Consider the following 15,317-nt stretch of genomic DNA (forward strand, 5'->3'; position numbering starts at 1 on the left):
GCGGGACCGCGGCGTGGCGTGCTCAGGCAGGTCGTCGCCTCGACGTGAGGCGGGCAGAATGATGGGATGGCCGCGTGTCGGCACGAGCCGGTGGGCCCCGAGCTGAGCGAGGAATGATGACCACGGCGAAACAGTCGGTAGCCGCGGACGACCACGAGCTGCTCCTCGGCGAGCTGGTGGAGGCACTGCGACGGGTACGTCGCGGCGACCTCCGGGTCCGGCTGCCCCGGCGGGCCGGCCTGGCCGGCGAGGTGGCCGACGCCTTCAACGATGTGGCGTCGCTCCAGGAGCGGCAGCACCTGGACCTGCGTCGGATCAGCCGGATCGTCGGCCGGGACGGCCGGCTCACCGAGCGCCTCGACGACGAGGGCCTGGACGGTTCGTGGGCGGAGGGCCAGCGGGCGGTCAACTCGCTGATCGACGATCTGGGGCGACCCACCACGGAGATCGCCCGGGTCATCGTGGCGGTGGCCGACGGCGACCTCTCCCAGCACATGGCGCTGGAGATCGACGGCCGCCCGCTGCGCGGTGAGTACCTGCGCATCGGCCGCACCGTCAACACCATGGTCGACCAGCTCTCCTCGTTCGCCGACGAGGTGACCCGGGTGGCCCGTGAGGTGGGCACCGAGGGCAAGCTGGGCGGCCAGGCCGACGTACGCGGGGCGGCCGGCACCTGGAAGGACCTCACCGACTCGGTGAACACCATGGCGTCGAACCTCACCGGCCAGGTGCGGTCGATCTCCCAGGTGGCGACGGCGGTGGCCAAGGGCGACCTGTCGCAGAAGATCACCGTCGGGGCGCGGGGCGAGGTGGCCGAGCTGGCCGACACGATGAACTCGCTCACCGACACCCTGCGGCTCTTCGCCGAGCAGGTGACCCGGGTGGCCCGTGAGGTGGGCACCGAGGGCAAGCTCGGCGGCCAGGCCGACGTGCCGAACGTCGCGGGCACCTGGAAGGACCTGACCGACAGCGTCAACTCGATGGCGTCGAACCTGACCAGCCAGGTCCGCAACATCGCCCAGGTCTCCACGGCGGTGGCGCGGGGCGATCTCTCCCAGAAGATCACCGTGGCGGCCCAGGGCGAGATCCTGGAGCTGAAGGACACCGTGAACACGATGGTGGATCAGCTCTCCTCGTTCGCGGACGAGGTGACCCGGGTGGCCCGTGAGGTGGGCATCGAGGGCAAGCTCGGCGGTCAGGCCCAGGTGCGCGGGGTGTCCGGCACCTGGCGTGACCTGACCGAGAACGTGAACCAGCTCGCCGGCAACCTGACCAGCCAGGTCCGCAACATCTCGCAGGTCTCCACCGCGGTCGCGAAGGGCGACCTGAGCCAGAAGATCACGGTGGACGCGCAGGGCGAGATCCTGGAGCTGAAGAACACCGTGAACACGATGGTGGATCAGCTCTCCTCGTTCGCCGACGAGGTGACCCGGGTGGCCCGTGAGGTGGGTACCGAGGGCAAGCTCGGTGGTCAGGCGCAGGTGAAGGGGGTGTCCGGCACCTGGCGGGACCTGACCGACAACGTGAACTCGATGGCGTCGAACCTGACGTCCCAGGTGCGGAACATCGCCTCGGTCACCACGGCGGTGGCGAAGGGCGACCTGAGCCAGAAGATCACTGTGGACGCCCGGGGCGAGATCCTGGAGCTGAAGTCAACTGTCAACACGATGGTGGATCAGCTTTCGTCGTTCGCCGACGAGGTGACCCGGGTGGCCCGTGAGGTGGGCACCGAGGGCAAGCTGGGCGGCCAGGCCCAGGTACGCGGTGTCGCGGGCACCTGGCGCGATCTGACCGACAACGTGAACTCGATGGCGTCGAACCTGACCAGTCAGGTGCGGAACATCGCCCAGGTCTCCACGGCGGTGGCGAAGGGCGACCTGAGCCAGAAGATCACGGTGGACGCGCAGGGCGAGATCCTGGAGCTGAAGAACACCGTGAACACGATGGTGGACCAGCTCTCCTCGTTCGCCGACGAGGTGACCCGGGTGGCCCGTGAGGTGGGTACCGAGGGCAAGCTCGGCGGCCAGGCGCAGGTGAAGGGGGTCTCCGGCACCTGGCGGGACCTCACCGACAACGTGAACTCGATGGCGTCGAACCTCACCGGCCAGGTGCGGAACATCGCCTCCGTGACCACCGCCGTGGCCAAGGGCGACCTGTCGCAGAAGATCACGGTGGACGCGCAGGGCGAGATCCTGGAGCTGAAGAACACCGTGAACACGATGGTGGACCAGCTTTCCTCGTTCGCCGACGAGGTGACCCGGGTGGCCCGTGAGGTGGGTACCGAGGGCAAGCTCGGCGGCCAGGCGCAGGTGAAGGGGGTCTCCGGCACCTGGCGGGACCTCACCGAGAACGTCAACCAGCTCGCCTCGACCCTCACCACCCAGCTGCGGGCCATCGCGCAGGTCTCCACCTCGGTGACCCGGGGCGACCTGACCCAGCGGATCGCGGTCAAGGCGCAGGGCGAGGTCGCCGAGCTGAAGGACAACATCAACCAGATGATCGTCACCCTCCGGGAGACGACCAAGAAGAACGCCGAGCAGGGCTGGCTGGACTCCAACCTGGCCCGGATCGGCGGCCTGCTCCAGGGCCAGCGGGACCTCGGCGAGGTCTGCCGCATGATCATGATGGAGGTGACGCCGCTGGTCGACGCGCAGCTCGGCGCGTTCTTCCTGGTGGACAGCTCCGAGGGGAGCGTGCGGCTGCGGCTCACCGCCTCCTACGGGTACGTGGCCCGCGGGCACGACGTGACGTTCGGTCCGGGCGAGGGCCTGGTCGGGCAGGCGGCGCTCTCCCGGCGGACCATCCGGGTCAACACCCAGCCCGACGGTCGCCTGGTGCTGCGCTCCGGGCTGGCCGAGACACCCCCCGCCGACCTGGTGGTGCTGCCGGTGCTCTTCGAGGGCGAGCTGCTCGGGGTGATCGAGTTCGCCGGGGTGACCACCTTCTCCGAGCTGCACCTGGCGTTCCTGGAGCGGCTGGTCCTGACCATCGGCGTCGCGGTCAACACCATTCAGGCCAACCGGCGTACGGAGGAGCTGCTGGCCCAGTCGCAGCGGCTGGCGCACGAACTCCAGGAGCAGTCGGCGGAACTTCAGCGCACCAACGCCGAGCTGGAGGACAAGGCCCGGCTGCTGTCGGAGCAGAAGACGAACATCGAGACGCAGAACCGGGAGATCGAGCTGGCCCGGCTCGGCCTGGAGGAGAAGGCGCAGCAGCTCACCCGCGCGTCGGCGTACAAGTCGGAGTTCCTGGCGAACATGAGCCACGAGCTGCGTACGCCGTTGAACTCGCTGCTGCTGCTGGCCCGGCTGCTGGCCGAGAACCCGGAGCAGAACCTGACCCCGAAGCAGATCGAGTTCGCCCGGACGATCCACAGCGCCGGCTCCGACCTGCTCTCGCTGATCGACGACATCCTCGACCTCTCCAAGATCGAGGCGGGCCGGATGGACGTGGAGCCGACCGAGGTCCGGTTCGCCGAGATCCGCGGCTACGTGGAGCAGGCGTTCGCCCCGCAGGCCGAGGAGAAGGGCCTCGACTTCCAGGTGCGGATCAGCAAGGACCTGCCGGCGGCGCTGGTCACCGACGCCCAGCGGCTGCAGCAGATCCTGCGCAACCTGCTCTCCAACGCGGTCAAGTTCACCGACCACGGCGCGGTGACACTGCGGATCGCCCCGGCCGCCGAGAACGCGGTCTTCGACGTGCCGGCGCTGACCAACGCCCGGCACGTGGTCGCGTTCACCGTGATCGACACCGGCATCGGCGTCTCGGACGACAAGCTCTCGCTGATCTTCGAGGCGTTCCAGCAGGCCGACGGCACCACCAGCCGGCGGTACGGGGGCACCGGGCTGGGCCTGTCGATCAGCCGGGACCTGGCCCGCCTGCTCGGCGGCACGATCACCGTCTCGTCGGCGCCCGGGCAGGGGTCGACCTTCACCCTCTTCGTACCGGACGTGCTGGCGCCGGACGCGGTGGTCGCGCCAGCGCCCCCGTCGCCGCAGCGTGCGGGCCTGCCGTCGTCCCTGCTGATGCCGATGGAGCTGCCCCAGCCGGCGGAGACGCCGGCGACCCGGCGGCTGGAGGGTGTGACGGTCCTGATCGTCGACGACGACGTCCGGAACGTCTTCGCCCTGACCTCCGCGTTGGAACTTCACGGGATGACCGTGTTGTACTCGGACAACGGGGCGGACGGTGTCCGCCAGTTGGCCGAGCATCCGGAGGTGGACATCGTGCTGATGGACGCGATGATGCCGGACCAGGACGGATACGAGACGACCCGGCAGATCCGGCGCAACCACCGCTTCGCGGACCTGCCGATCGTCTTCCTGACCGCGAAGGCGATGCCCGGTGACCGGGAGTCGGCGATCGCGGCCGGCGGCAGCGACTACATCACCAAGCCGGTGGACCTGGACGAGCTGATCGAGCTGATGGCGTCCTGGGTCAGCCGGAGCCGAGGCGAGGAGACTTCGTGACCCAGACGGCCAAGGCGCTGCTGGTCGACGACCGGCGGGAGAACCTGATGGCCCTGGAGGCGATCCTCCAGGGGCTTCCGGTGCAGTCGGTCGCGGTGGAGAGCGGCGAGGCGGCGCTGAAGCAGCTCCTGGTCGACGACTTCGCGGTGATCCTGCTGGACGCCCAGATGCCGGACATGGACGGCTTCGAGACCGCCACCCACATCAAGCGGCGGGAGCGGACCCGCCACGTACCGATCATCTTCCTCACCGCGGCGGACAAGGACGCCCAGCTGGCCCTGCGCGGCTACGCGGTCGGGGCGGTGGACTACCTGACCAAGCCGTTCGACCCGTGGGTGCTGCGGGCCAAGGTGTCGGTCTTCGTGGAGCTGTGGGTGAAGACCCGGCAGCTGGCCGCCCAGTCCGACCTGGTGCGGGAGCGGGACACCCAGTGGCGGCTGCTCACCGACGCGGTGGACGAGGCGACCGGCCTGCTGCGCGGGGACGACAGCCCGGAGGCCCGGGACCGCGCGGTGGACATCCTGGAGCAGGCGCGCTGGGGCAACACGCCCTGACCGTCAGGCGTCGGCCGGCCGGCCGTGCCCGGTCGCGGCTCGTCGGGCCCGCCACCGCTCGCCGAGGGCGTCGATCTCCTCCTGTACGAAGAGGAAGAAGTCCCGCATCTCGGCCACCCGCTCGCCGGCCGGGGTCGTCCGCCCGAGCAGCGCGTCGACCCCGCCGTTGGCGATGTCGATGAAGTTCTTGTAGAGGCCGGTCTTGGTGATGGTGGCCTCGTACCAGGGGTTGTCCGGCATCCGGTAGTGGTCCCGCCGGGACCCCTTGACCGGCTCCCGGACCAGCATGCCGAACTGGGTCAGGTAGCGGACCGCGCCGGAGACGGCGGCGGCGCTGACCCCGAGCCGCTCGCCGATCTCGGCGGCGGTGAGCGGCTGGTCCGCGCTCATCACGGTGAACAGCACCCGGCCGGCCATCCGGGGGAAGCCGACGTCGGCGAACGCCATCGCCATCCGTTCGACGAAGAGGTGGACCTCTTCCTCGTCCCGGCGGTGCGGCTCGTTGCCCGTCGTCGTCTCGCTCATCACACCTGATCGTCTCTCAGATCTCACTGTCTTCACAAGTTTATGAAACGAGCGTAGCTTCCGAAGTATGGAAACTCCCATTGAGGTGTCCGGCCTGGTGAAGACCTTCGGCCGGACTCGCGCGCTGGACGGACTCGACCTGGCCGTGCGTGCCGGCGAGGTGCACGGGTTCCTCGGCCCGAACGGCTCGGGCAAGTCCACCACCATCCGGGTGCTGCTCGGCCTGTTGCGGGCGGACGCGGGGGCCGTCCGACTGCTCGGCGGTGACCCCTGGCGGGACGCCGTCGCCCTGCACCGCCGGCTGGCGTACGTCCCCGGCGACGTCACCCTCTGGCCCACCCTGAGCGGCGGCGAGGTGATCGACCTGCTCGGCCGGATGCGCGGCGGGCTCGACCCGAAGCGCCGCGCCGAGCTACTGGAGTCCTTCGAACTGGATCCGCGCAAGAAGGGCCGAACCTACTCCAAGGGCAACCGGCAGAAGGTCGGCCTGGTCGCCGCGCTCGCCTCCGACGTCGAGCTGCTGATCCTCGACGAGCCGACCTCCGGGCTCGACCCGCTGATGGAGGAGGTCTTCCAGCACTGGGTGCACCGGGCCAAGCAGGACGGTCGCACCGTGCTGCTGTCCAGCCACATCCTGGCCGAGGTGGAGGCGCTCTGCGACCGGGTGACGATCATCCGCAACGGCCGGGCCGTGGAGTCCGGCACCCTCGGCGAGCTGCGCCACCTGCACCGCACCTCGATCGACGCCGAGCTGGCCGCCCCGCTGGACGGGCTGGCCGACCTGCCCGGCGTGCACGACCTGCGGGTCGACGGGAACCGGGTGCGCTTCGACGTGGACGGCGCCGCGCTGGACACCGCCCTGCGCCGCCTCACCGAGCTGGGCGTACGCAGCCTGGTCAGCAAGCCGCCCACGCTGGAGGAGCTGTTCCTGCGGCACTACGAGACGGCCCCGGCCGAGGTGTCCGCATGAGCACGCTCACCGGCACCCGTCACCTGGTCCGGCTGATCCTGCGCCGGGACCGCTTCCTGCTCCCGCTCTGGGTGCTGGTCCTGGCCGTGCTGCCGATGACCTACGCGAAGAGCTTCTTCGAGTTCTTCCCCACCGAGGCGGAGCGGGCGGCGTACGCCACCGGCACCGGCCGCAACCCGTCGATCGTCGCGCTGCTCGGCCCGCTCTACGGCGACAGCGTGGGCGCGCTGACCGCCCAGCGCGCCGGCTTCCTGCTGGTGATCGTCGCGCTGGCCAGCCTGCTCACGGTGGTCCGGCACACCCGCACCGAGGAGGAGGCCGGTCGCCGGGAACTGCTCGGCGGCTCGGTGCTGGGCCGGCATGCCGGACTGACCGCCGCGCTGCTCGTGACGTACGCGGCCGACGTGCTGCTCGGCCTGCTCAGCGCCGCCGGGCTGGTCGCCGCCGGGCTGCCCGCCGCCGGCTCGTACGCGTACGGCCTCGCCACCGCGCTGACCGGCATCGTGTTCGCCACGGTCGGCGGGCTGGCCGCCCAGCTCACCGAGACCGCGGGCGGGGCGCGGGGGACCGGGATCGCCGTGCTCGGGGCCGCCTTCGCGCTCCGGATGGTCGGCGACACCGCCACGCACGACTGGCCGAGCTGGCTCTCCCCGCTCGGCTGGGCGCCGCGGATCCGCGCGTACGAGGGGGAGCGCTGGTGGGTGCTGGCGCTGCCGGTGCTGGTGGCGGCGCTGTTCGCCGCGGCCGCGTACCCGCTGTCGGTGCGTCGCGACCTGGGCGCCGGGCTGCTGCCGCCCCGGCTCGGGCGGCCCACCGCCGGTTCGGCCCTCGCCGGACCGTTCGGCCTGGCCTGGCGACTGCACCGGGGGCAGATCCTCTGGTGGTCGGTCGGCTTCGGGCTGCTCGGGCTGATCCTGGGCGGTGCCGCGAAGGCCGCCGGCCGTTCGGTGGCGGGGAACCCGCAGCTGGAGCAGATCATGGCCAAGATCGGCGGGGCCGCCGGCCTGTCCGACGCGTACCTGGGGGCCACCCTCGGCCTGGCCGGGTGGGCGGCGGCCGGCTACGGCATCCAGGCCGCGCTGCGGATGCGCGCGGAGGAGGCCGCCGGGCGGGCCGAGCCGCTGCTCGCCACCGAGACCCGACGCTCCGCCTGGTTGCTGTCACACGTGGTGTTCGCGCTGCTCGGTCCGGCGGTGGTGCTCGTGGTGACCGGCCTGGCGACGGGCCTCACGTACGGGATCAGCACCCACGACCTGGCCCGCGAGCTGCCCCGGATGGCCGGTGCCGGGCTGGCCCAACTGCCGGCGGCCTGGGTGCTGGCCGGCGTGGCGGTGCTGCTCTACGGGCTGGCCCCGCGCCTCGCGCCGGTGGCCTGGGCGCTGCTGTCGGTCTGCGTGCTGCTCGGCCAGCTCGGCGCGGTGCTCGAGCTCGACCAGTGGCTGCTGGACCTCTCCCCGTTCACGCACACCCCGCAGGTCCTGCGGGACAGCTGGAGCCCGACCCCGCTCTGGCTCCAAACCGCCCTGGCCCTAGCCCTTACCGCGATCGGCCTAACCACCTTCCACCGCCGCGACATCCCCACGGTCTGACCCGCTCTGCTCGGTCGATCATGAAGTTGGCGGCAGTGAAAGAGATCCACTCCGCCGCTAACTTCATGATCAACGAGGCGGGTGGGTGGGGGTGGGGTGGGGTGGGGTGGGGTCAGGGGGCGGTTTCGTTGCGGATCATCAGGGCCGACCGGAGGCCGGTGATGTCCAGGACGCGGAGGAGGAAGTCGCCGACGTTGCTCAGCACCAGCAGGCTCTGGGCGTGGCTGGCCTTGCGGCTGAGCACCACCAGGGTGCCGAGACCCTGGGAGTCGCAGAAGGTCACCCCGGCCAGGTCGAGCACGATACGCGGTGGCGGATCGGCCAGCACCTCATTGACGACTGTCGAGAGCTGGGCGGCCGTGAGCATGTCGATCTCACCGGCAAGGCGAAGCACTGCTTCGTCGCCCGTCCGGTGCACCGTGATGGACAGTTCGGCACGATCCACCGCGTCAGCCTATCGCGATCTCGACCACCCGGCCTGTCGAGCCGGGGGCCGCCCGGCGATCATGGGCCGCTCCCGCGGGGCGTGAGCCGGGTAACCCGCGATGCGGGGTGGCTGCCGACCAGCCGTCCGGCGCTGACACAATGGCGGCATCGTGACCGATACCTTTTCCGCCGGATCCGGCCGCTACCCGGCCGACGCACCGGCCTCCGAGGCCCTGTTCGACCGCGCCAAGGCCCTCGTGCCCGGCGGGGTGAACTCCCCCGTGCGCGCGTTCCGCGCCGTCGGCGGCACCCCGCGCTTCATGGTCCGGGGGGAGGGTCCCTGGCTCTTCGACGCCGACGGTCGCCGCTACGTCGACCTGGTCTGCTCCTGGGGTCCGCTGATCCTCGGGCACGCCCACCCCGAGGTGGTCGAGGCGCTGCGCGCCGCCGCCGCCCTCGGCACCAGCTTCGGCACCCCGACCCCCGGCGAGGTCGACCTGGCCGAGGAGATCGTCGCGCGTACCCCGGTCGAGCAGGTGCGCCTGGTCAACTCGGGCACCGAAGCGACCATGTCGGCGATCCGGCTGGCCCGCGGCTTCACCGGCCGCGCCAAGATCGTCAAGTTCTCCGGCTGCTACCACGGCCACTCGGACGCGCTGCTCGCCGCCGCCGGCTCCGGGGTGGCCACCTTCGGCCTGCCCGACTCGCCGGGTGTGACCGGCGCGGCCGCCGGCGACACCATCGTGCTGCCGTACAACGACCTCCGCGCGGTGGAGGAGGTCTTCGCCGCCGAGGGCCCGCACATCGCCGCCGTCATCACCGAGGCGGCCGCCGGCAACATGGGCGTGATCGCCCCGCGCGACGGGTTCAACCAGCAGCTCGCCCGGATCGCCCACGCGCACGGCGCGCTGCTCATCGTCGACGAGGTGATGACCGGGTTCCGGGTCTCCCGCGCCGGCTGGCACGGCCTCGACGCCTCCGACGCCGACCTGTGGACGTACGGGAAGGTCATGGGGGGTGGCCTGCCCGCCGCGGCGTTCGGCGGCCGGGCGGAGATCATGGCGAAGCTGGCCCCGGCCGGCCCGGTCTACCAGGCCGGCACCCTCTCCGGTAACCCCCTCGCCTGCGCCGCCGGCCTGGCCACGCTGCGGCTGGCCGACGACGCCCTCTACCGCCGGCTCGACGAGACGGCCGCCGTCGTGGGCAAGCTCGCCGCCGACGAGCTGGCCGCCGCCGGGGTGCCGCACCGGCTGTCGTACGCGGGCAACATGTTCTCGATCTTCTTCACCGACGCCGAGGTGGTCGACTACGACAGCGCCCGCACCCAGCAGGTGCCCGCGTTCAAGGCGTTCTTCCACGCGATGCTCGCCGCCGGCGTCTACCTGCCGCCGAGCGCGTTCGAGTCGTGGTTCGTCTCGGCGGCGATCGACGACGCCGCCCTGGAGCAGATCGCCGCCGCCCTCCCGGTCGCGGCGAGGGCAGCGGCAGCGGCGGGACACGGGGGGTAGACCTGATGAGCGAGACGGTGGTCCACGTGCTGCGGCACGGCGAGGTGTACAACCCGGACGGCATCCTCTACGGCCGGCTGCCCGGTTTCCGCCTCTCCGAGCTGGGCGTCCAGATGGCCAAGGCCGCCGCCCAGGCGCTCGCCGAGCGGACCGTGGTGCATGTGGTGGCCAGCCCGCTGGAACGCGCCCAGCAGACCGCCGAGCCGATCGCCGCCCAGTTCGGGCTCCCGGTCGGCGTGGACGAACGGCTGATCGAGAGCGCCAACTGGTTCGAGGGCAAGAAGGTCTCGCCGGGCGACGGCTCGTTCCGCGACCCGCGCAACTGGTGGGTGCTGCGCGACCCGGTCACCCCGTCCTGGGGTGAGGCGTACCGGGCCATCGCCGAACGGATGTTCGCGGCGCTGCACGCCGCCCGGGTGGCCGCCGAGGGGCGCGAAGCGGTGCTCGTCTCGCACCAGCTCCCGATCTGGACCCTGCGCCGCTACGTGGAGCGCAAGCGGCTCTGGCACGACCCGCGCCGGCGGCAGTGCGGCCTGGCCAGCCTCACCTCGTTCCACTTCGACGGCGCCAAGATCGCCGGCATCGGATACTCCGAGCCGGCCGCCCACCTGATCGCGATCTCACCGACCGCCCGGACGGCCAAGGGGGCCTGATGCTCACCCGGAGGCTCGTCGCCGCCCTGCTCACCGCCGTCACCGCCGGTACGGCGCTGGCCGGTTGCACCTCCGGGAGCCAGGAGAGCCGCTGCTCGGACAAGAACGGCATCATCCAGTGCGCTCCCGACCAGCGGTCGAAGGCCCCGGCGCTCGCCGGTGACCTGCTCACCGGTGGGCGGTACGACGTCGCCCAGGACCGGGGCAAGGTCGTGGTGGTCAACTTCTGGGGTTCCTGGTGCGCCCCCTGCCGCGCCGAGGCGGACGACCTGGAGGCCACCTACCAGGCGACCAAGGCGTCCGGGGTGACCTTCCTCGGCATCAACGTGCAGGACAGCAAGGACAAGGCGCTCGCCTTCGAGGAGGGGCGGATCACCTACCCGAGCCTCTTCGACCCGGCGAGCCGGCTGGCGCTGGCCCTGGACATCCCGCCGAACACCATCCCCGCCACGGTCGTGCTCGACCGCGAAGGCCGGACCGCCACGGTGATCCGGGCCGCGGTGACCCGGGAGGAGCTGCGCCCGATCGTCGAGAAGATCGCGGCCGAAGAGCCGGCGTCCCGCTGATGGGCGAAACCTTCCGCCAGCTCGCCGAGTCCGGTCCGCTGCTGCTCGCGGTCGGCGCCGCGGCGCTCGCCGGGCTGGTCAGCTTCCTCTCCCCGTGCGTGCTGCCGCTGATGCCCGGCTACCTCTCGTACGTCACCGGGCTCGCCGGCGCCGACCTGGAAAGGAAGGGCCCCCTGTTAACGCCTCAGGTAGAGGAGGGGCCCCCTGCTAACGCCTCCAGCGGCGGGGGCGTGGCCGTCGCGGCGCTCCCGCAGGCGCGCGGCGCGGTCGCGGTGAAGGGGCGGGTGCTGGCCGGCACGATGCTGTTCATCGCCGGCTTCACCGTGGTGTTCACCGCCACCGCGATCCTCTTCTCCGGCGTCGGCAAGCTCTTGTTCCAGCACGAGCGCACGCTGGAGGTCGTCATCGGCGCGCTGGTCGTGCTGCTCGGGCTCGGCTACCTCGGGGTGGTTCCCGGGATGCAGCGGGAGTTCCGGATCCACCGGCTGCCCGCCGCCGGCCTGCTCGGCGCCCCCGTGCTCGGCGCGGTCTTCGCGCTCAGCTGGATGCCGTGCACCGGCCCGACCCTCGGCGCGGTGCTCGGCATGGCCACCGTCGACGGGCGGACCGACCGCGCGGTGCTGCTCGCCGTGGCGTACTGCCTCGGGCTGGGGGTACCGTTCGTCGTCTTCGGGCTGGGCTTCCACCGCCTGCTCGGGGTCTTCCGCGCCGTACGGCGCAACAGCCGCTGGGTGACCCGGATCGGCGGCGCGCTGCTGATCCTGATCGGCCTGGCGCTGGTCACCGGCGGCTGGCAGGACTTCGTGATCTGGTTGCAGACGCATGTGGGCGTGGGCGAGGTGAGCATCTGATGACGACCGTGGACGACCGGCCGGCCAGCCCGCCGGCCGAGGCGCCCCGGCGACGGGTCAACCCGGTGCTGGCCCTGCTGCGCAACTCCTGGCGGCAGCTCACCAGCATGCGTACGGCCTTGATCCTGCTCTTCCTGCTCGCGGTCGCCGCCATTCCCGGTTCGGTGCTGCCGCAGCGCGGGATCAACCCGGAGAAGGTCAACCAGTGGTTCGTCGACCACCCGGACCTCGCGCCGCGGCTCGACCAGCTCGGCATGTTCGAGGTCTTCGGCTCGGTCTGGTTCTCCGCGATCTACCTGCTGCTCTTCACCTCGCTGGTCGGCTGCATCCTGCCCCGGGCCCGCGACCACGTCCGGGCGCTGCGGATGCGGCCGCCGGCCGCGCCGAAGCGGCTCGACCGGCTGCCACAGCACGCGGTGCTGGAGGCGCCGGCCGCCGCCGACGCCGAGGCGATCGCGGCGGTGCTGCGCCGTCGCCGCTGGCGGGTGGTGGTCCGCGGCGACGAGGTCTCCGCCGAGAAGGGCTACCTCAAGGAGACCGGCAACCTGCTCTTCCACGTCTCGCTGGTCGCCGTCCTGCTCGGCGTCGCGGTCGGCTCCTGGTACGGCTGGCACGGCAACCGGATCCTGGTGTCGGGTGACGAGAATGCCTTCTGCAACACCCGCCAGCAGTACGCCGAGGCGACCCTCGGCCCTCGGGTGGACAGCGCCGACCTGCCGCCGTTCTGCCTCACGCTGGAGAAGTTCGAGGCGGAGTACCTGCCCTCCGGCCAGGCGTCGCACTACTGGGCCACGGTGACCGTGGACCACCTGGCCGACGCGCCGACCCGGACCGCCGGCTTCTCGGTCAACTCGCCGCTGCGGCTCGGCCCGGCCAACGTCTACCTGCTCGGCAACGGGTACGCGCCGATCCTGAAGTACACCGACCGGTACGGCCGCACCCAGACCAGTACGGCGCCCTTCCTGCGGACCGGCGACCCGAACGCGACGGAGGAGGGCGTCGCCGCCTTCCCGGACGCGAACGTCGACCCGAAGACCGGCCGGCGCGCCGCCGACCAGCAGGTCGCCTTCGACGGGCTCTACCTGCCCACCGCCCCGGACAGCCCGCCCTTCGTCTCCTCCCGGTTCCCCGAGGAGCGCAACCCGGCGGTGGTGCTGGTCGCGTACCGGGGCAACCTCGGGCTGGACGCCGGCATCCCGGGGTCGGTCTACAAGCTCGACCAGCGGCAGATCGACAACGGCAAGCTGAAGCAGATCGGCGACAAGAAGCTGGGCCTCGGCGAGAAGTGGACCCTGGACGACGGCAGCACGCTGGAGTTCGTCGGCACCCAGCCGTACATCACCATCTCGGTCCGGTACGCCCCCGGGCAGACGCTGCTGCTGGTCGCCAGCGGGACGCTGCTGCTCGGCCTGATGGGCTCGCTCTTCGCCCGGCGGCGGCGGGTCTGGTTCCGGGTTTCGCCCCCCGAGGGCGGATCTCCGACGAGCGGTAGTAGTTTGGTGGAGGCCGGTGGGCTGCCGCGCACCGAGCATCCGGGGTTCGCCGACGAGTTCGCGCAGCTCGTCGCCGCGGTGAGCGACGACGGGCGGGACGTCCGGCGGGCGCGAGAAGGAGACGAGTGATGTCCGCACTCTCCGACCAGCTGGTCACGTACGCGATCCTGGCGTACCTGGTCGCCATGATCAGCCACGCCGTCGAGTACGCGCTCGGCAACGCCCGCGCGGTGTCCACCAAGGCCGCCGCCCCGGCCCGGGAGTTGGTCGGCGCGGGCGTCGGCGGCGCCGGCGGGACCGCCGGGGAGCCGGTGGCCGTACCGGTGGAGACCCGGCCCGGCCGCTCGGGTGCCCGGGCCGCGCTGGCCGGGCGGATCGCCGCGTGGGTGACCGTGGTCGCCGCCGCGCTGCACCTCGGCGCGGTGGTCACCCGGGGCATCGCCGCCGAGCGGATGCCCTGGGGCAACATGTACGAGTTCGTGCTGACGGTCACCTTCATCGGGGTCGCCGCCTGGCTCGCGGTGCTCTGGAGGCAGCCGCAGCTGCGCCGGCTCGGGCTGTTCCTGACCCTGGTCATGGTGCTGCTGCTGGCGTTCGCCGAGCTGAAGCTCTATGTGCAGGTCACGCCGCTGATGCCGGCGCTGAAGTCGTACTGGTTCGTCATCCACGTGTCGACGATCATCTTCGCCTCCGGCATCTTCCTGCTGGGCGTGGTGCCGGCCGCGTCGTACCTGATGCGCTCCGGTTGGGAGCAGGGCAAGCGGAGCTTCCCGTACACCCTGGCCCGCCGGCTGCCGGCGGCGGCCGGCCTGGAGCGGCTGACCTTCATGCTGCACGCCTTCGCCTTCCCGATCTTCACCTTCGCGGTGATCGCCGGGGCGATCTGGGCCGAGGCCGCCTGGGGTCGGGCCTGGGGCTGGGACCCGAAGGAGACCTGGGCGTTCATCTCCTGGGTGGTCTACGCCGGCTACCTGCACGCCCGGGCCACCCCGAGCATCAAGCGCAACGTGGCCACCTGGATCTCGATCCTGGGCTTCCTGACCATGCTGATGAACCTGTTCGGGGTCAACTTCTTCTTCACCGGCCTGCACTCGTACGCCGGCGTCAACTGATCCCCGTTCATCGCTTCCCACCCAATCCGTGATCGGTGGCAGCTCAGCTGTCGTCGCTCCGGCGTGTCGGGTCGCTGAGCTGCCACCATCGAGTCGTAGCCGGGCGCGGCGAGGCAGGTCGTCGAGGCGCGGACGATCCTGACGGGTCAGGTGCCGAACCAGCCGGGGACGTCGAGGCGGAAGAAGTTCGGCTGGGCGACGGTACGCAGGTCGTCCTCGACCGCCGCTACCCGGTCGGGGCCGAGGACTGGTCGACGTCCTGCGGGCCGGCGCGGAGTTGCCCGACGCGCGGCTGGAGGCGCTGCGCCGGTTCACCCTCGCCGTGGTCGAGCACCGGGGCGCCGTCCCGGACGCCGACTTCGACGCCTTCCTCGTCGCCGGGTGGCAGCCCCGGCACGCGCTGGACGTGGTGCTCGGCGTCGGGACGTACACCATCCCCACCTTCGCCGACCGGCTCACCGCCGCGCCGATCGATGCGCCGCTGGCCGCGTACGCCTGGGAGCCCGCCGCCTGCCTGTAAATGGCAAGGGCCTTGGCTGGTGAGGGCGCTCCGATCGTCATTGCCTGCTTTGTGGACAGTGGTTGTCGCAGGGGGCAACTA

13 protein-coding genes are annotated in these 15,317 nt (G+C 71.6%); 11 read left to right on the top strand and 2 right to left on the bottom strand.

All coding sequences use genetic code 11. From position 1 onward, the window contains the following. Positions 1–116: 116 nt before the first annotated feature. Both EFE23_RS18205 and EFE23_RS18210 read left to right on the top strand, forming a co-directional pair. A complete protein-coding gene (locus tag EFE23_RS18205) occupies positions 117–4,469 on the top strand; it encodes a hybrid sensor histidine kinase/response regulator (protein WP_123242154.1) in 4,353 nt (1,450 codons plus the stop codon). Next, positions 4,466–5,023 (top strand): response regulator, encoded by a 558-nt coding sequence (locus EFE23_RS18210; protein WP_123242141.1) that lies wholly within the window; start codon positions 4,466–4,468, stop codon positions 5,021–5,023. The genes EFE23_RS18205 and EFE23_RS18210 overlap by 4 nt, the downstream gene beginning before the upstream one ends. A gap of 3 nt (positions 5,024–5,026) precedes the next feature. Here EFE23_RS18210 and EFE23_RS18215 read toward each other — a convergent pair whose 3' ends face one another. After that, positions 5,027–5,548 (bottom strand): GbsR/MarR family transcriptional regulator, encoded by a 522-nt coding sequence (locus tag EFE23_RS18215; protein ID WP_123242142.1) that lies wholly within the window; start codon positions 5,546–5,548, stop codon positions 5,027–5,029. A gap of 67 nt (positions 5,549–5,615) precedes the next feature. On the opposite strand from EFE23_RS18215, the gene EFE23_RS18220 reads away from it, so the two are divergent. Then, positions 5,616–6,518 (top strand): ABC transporter ATP-binding protein, encoded by a 903-nt coding sequence (locus tag EFE23_RS18220; RefSeq protein ID WP_123242143.1) that lies wholly within the window; start codon positions 5,616–5,618, stop codon positions 6,516–6,518. Next, complete coding sequence (locus EFE23_RS18225; protein WP_123242144.1) at positions 6,515–8,107, top strand: ABC transporter permease; 1,593 nt, start codon at positions 6,515–6,517, stop codon at positions 8,105–8,107. Before EFE23_RS18220 ends, EFE23_RS18225 begins: the two co-directional genes overlap by 4 nt. A gap of 112 nt (positions 8,108–8,219) precedes the next feature. Here EFE23_RS18225 and EFE23_RS18230 read toward each other — a convergent pair whose 3' ends face one another. Beyond that, a complete protein-coding gene (locus tag EFE23_RS18230) occupies positions 8,220–8,552 on the bottom strand; it encodes an STAS domain-containing protein (RefSeq protein ID WP_123242145.1) in 333 nt (110 codons plus the stop codon). A 151-nt stretch (positions 8,553–8,703) separates the two neighbouring features. On the opposite strand from EFE23_RS18230, the gene hemL reads away from it, so the two are divergent. From hemL to EFE23_RS18270, 7 genes are all read left to right on the top strand, one after another. Next, complete coding sequence (gene hemL, locus EFE23_RS18235; protein ID WP_123242146.1) at positions 8,704–10,041, top strand: glutamate-1-semialdehyde 2,1-aminomutase; 1,338 nt, start codon at positions 8,704–8,706, stop codon at positions 10,039–10,041. Between the two features lie 5 nt (positions 10,042–10,046). Beyond that, the gene (locus EFE23_RS18240; protein ID WP_123242147.1) at positions 10,047–10,694 is read left to right on the top strand and encodes a histidine phosphatase family protein; all 648 of its coding nucleotides are present in this window, start codon (positions 10,047–10,049) and stop codon (positions 10,692–10,694) included. Continuing rightward, positions 10,694–11,260 carry a TlpA family protein disulfide reductase gene (locus EFE23_RS18245; RefSeq protein ID WP_123242148.1) on the top strand — a complete coding sequence of 189 codons (567 nt, stop codon included), beginning with the start codon at positions 10,694–10,696 and terminating at the stop codon, positions 11,258–11,260. Before EFE23_RS18240 ends, EFE23_RS18245 begins: the two co-directional genes overlap by 1 nt. Then, complete coding sequence (locus tag EFE23_RS18250) at positions 11,260–12,111, top strand: cytochrome c biogenesis CcdA family protein (RefSeq protein ID WP_123242149.1); 852 nt, start codon at positions 11,260–11,262, stop codon at positions 12,109–12,111. Before EFE23_RS18245 ends, EFE23_RS18250 begins: the two co-directional genes overlap by 1 nt. Further along, the gene (gene resB, locus EFE23_RS18255; protein ID WP_123242150.1) at positions 12,111–13,733 is read left to right on the top strand and encodes a cytochrome c biogenesis protein ResB; all 1,623 of its coding nucleotides are present in this window, start codon (positions 12,111–12,113) and stop codon (positions 13,731–13,733) included. The genes EFE23_RS18250 and resB overlap by 1 nt, the downstream gene beginning before the upstream one ends. Further along, positions 13,733–14,716, top strand: a complete 984-nt coding sequence (gene ccsB / locus EFE23_RS18260; RefSeq protein ID WP_123242151.1) for a c-type cytochrome biogenesis protein CcsB — start codon at positions 13,733–13,735, stop codon at positions 14,714–14,716. The genes resB and ccsB overlap by 1 nt, the downstream gene beginning before the upstream one ends. A 277-nt stretch (positions 14,717–14,993) precedes the next feature. After that, positions 14,994–15,236 (top strand): carboxymuconolactone decarboxylase family protein, encoded by a 243-nt coding sequence (locus tag EFE23_RS18270; RefSeq protein ID WP_233601049.1) that lies wholly within the window; start codon positions 14,994–14,996, stop codon positions 15,234–15,236. The last annotated feature ends 81 nt before the right edge of the window (positions 15,237–15,317 follow it).

This window comes from Micromonospora solifontis (assembly GCF_003725545.1).
Lineage (GTDB): Bacteria > Actinomycetota > Actinomycetes > Mycobacteriales > Micromonosporaceae > Micromonospora > Micromonospora solifontis.

Bases quoted from the DNA above. Each gene is read 5' to 3' on its own strand.
- EFE23_RS18250 (WP_123242149.1), top strand. From the start codon at position 11,260: ATGGGCGAAACCTTCCGCCAGCTCGCCGAGTCCGGTCCGCTGCTGCTC.
- EFE23_RS18215 (WP_123242142.1), bottom strand. From the start codon at position 5,548: ATGAGCGAGACGACGACGGGCAACGAGCCGCACCGCCGGGACGAGGAA.
- ccsB (WP_123242151.1), top strand. From the start codon at position 13,733: ATGTCCGCACTCTCCGACCAGCTGGTCACGTACGCGATCCTGGCGTAC.
- EFE23_RS18220 (WP_123242143.1), top strand. From the start codon at position 5,616: ATGGAAACTCCCATTGAGGTGTCCGGCCTGGTGAAGACCTTCGGCCGG.
- resB (WP_123242150.1), top strand. From the start codon at position 12,111: ATGACGACCGTGGACGACCGGCCGGCCAGCCCGCCGGCCGAGGCGCCC.
- EFE23_RS18225 (WP_123242144.1), top strand. From the start codon at position 6,515: ATGAGCACGCTCACCGGCACCCGTCACCTGGTCCGGCTGATCCTGCGC.
- EFE23_RS18240 (WP_123242147.1), top strand. From the start codon at position 10,047: ATGAGCGAGACGGTGGTCCACGTGCTGCGGCACGGCGAGGTGTACAAC.
- EFE23_RS18205 (WP_123242154.1), top strand. From the start codon at position 117: ATGACCACGGCGAAACAGTCGGTAGCCGCGGACGACCACGAGCTGCTC.
- EFE23_RS18245 (WP_123242148.1), top strand. From the start codon at position 10,694: ATGCTCACCCGGAGGCTCGTCGCCGCCCTGCTCACCGCCGTCACCGCC.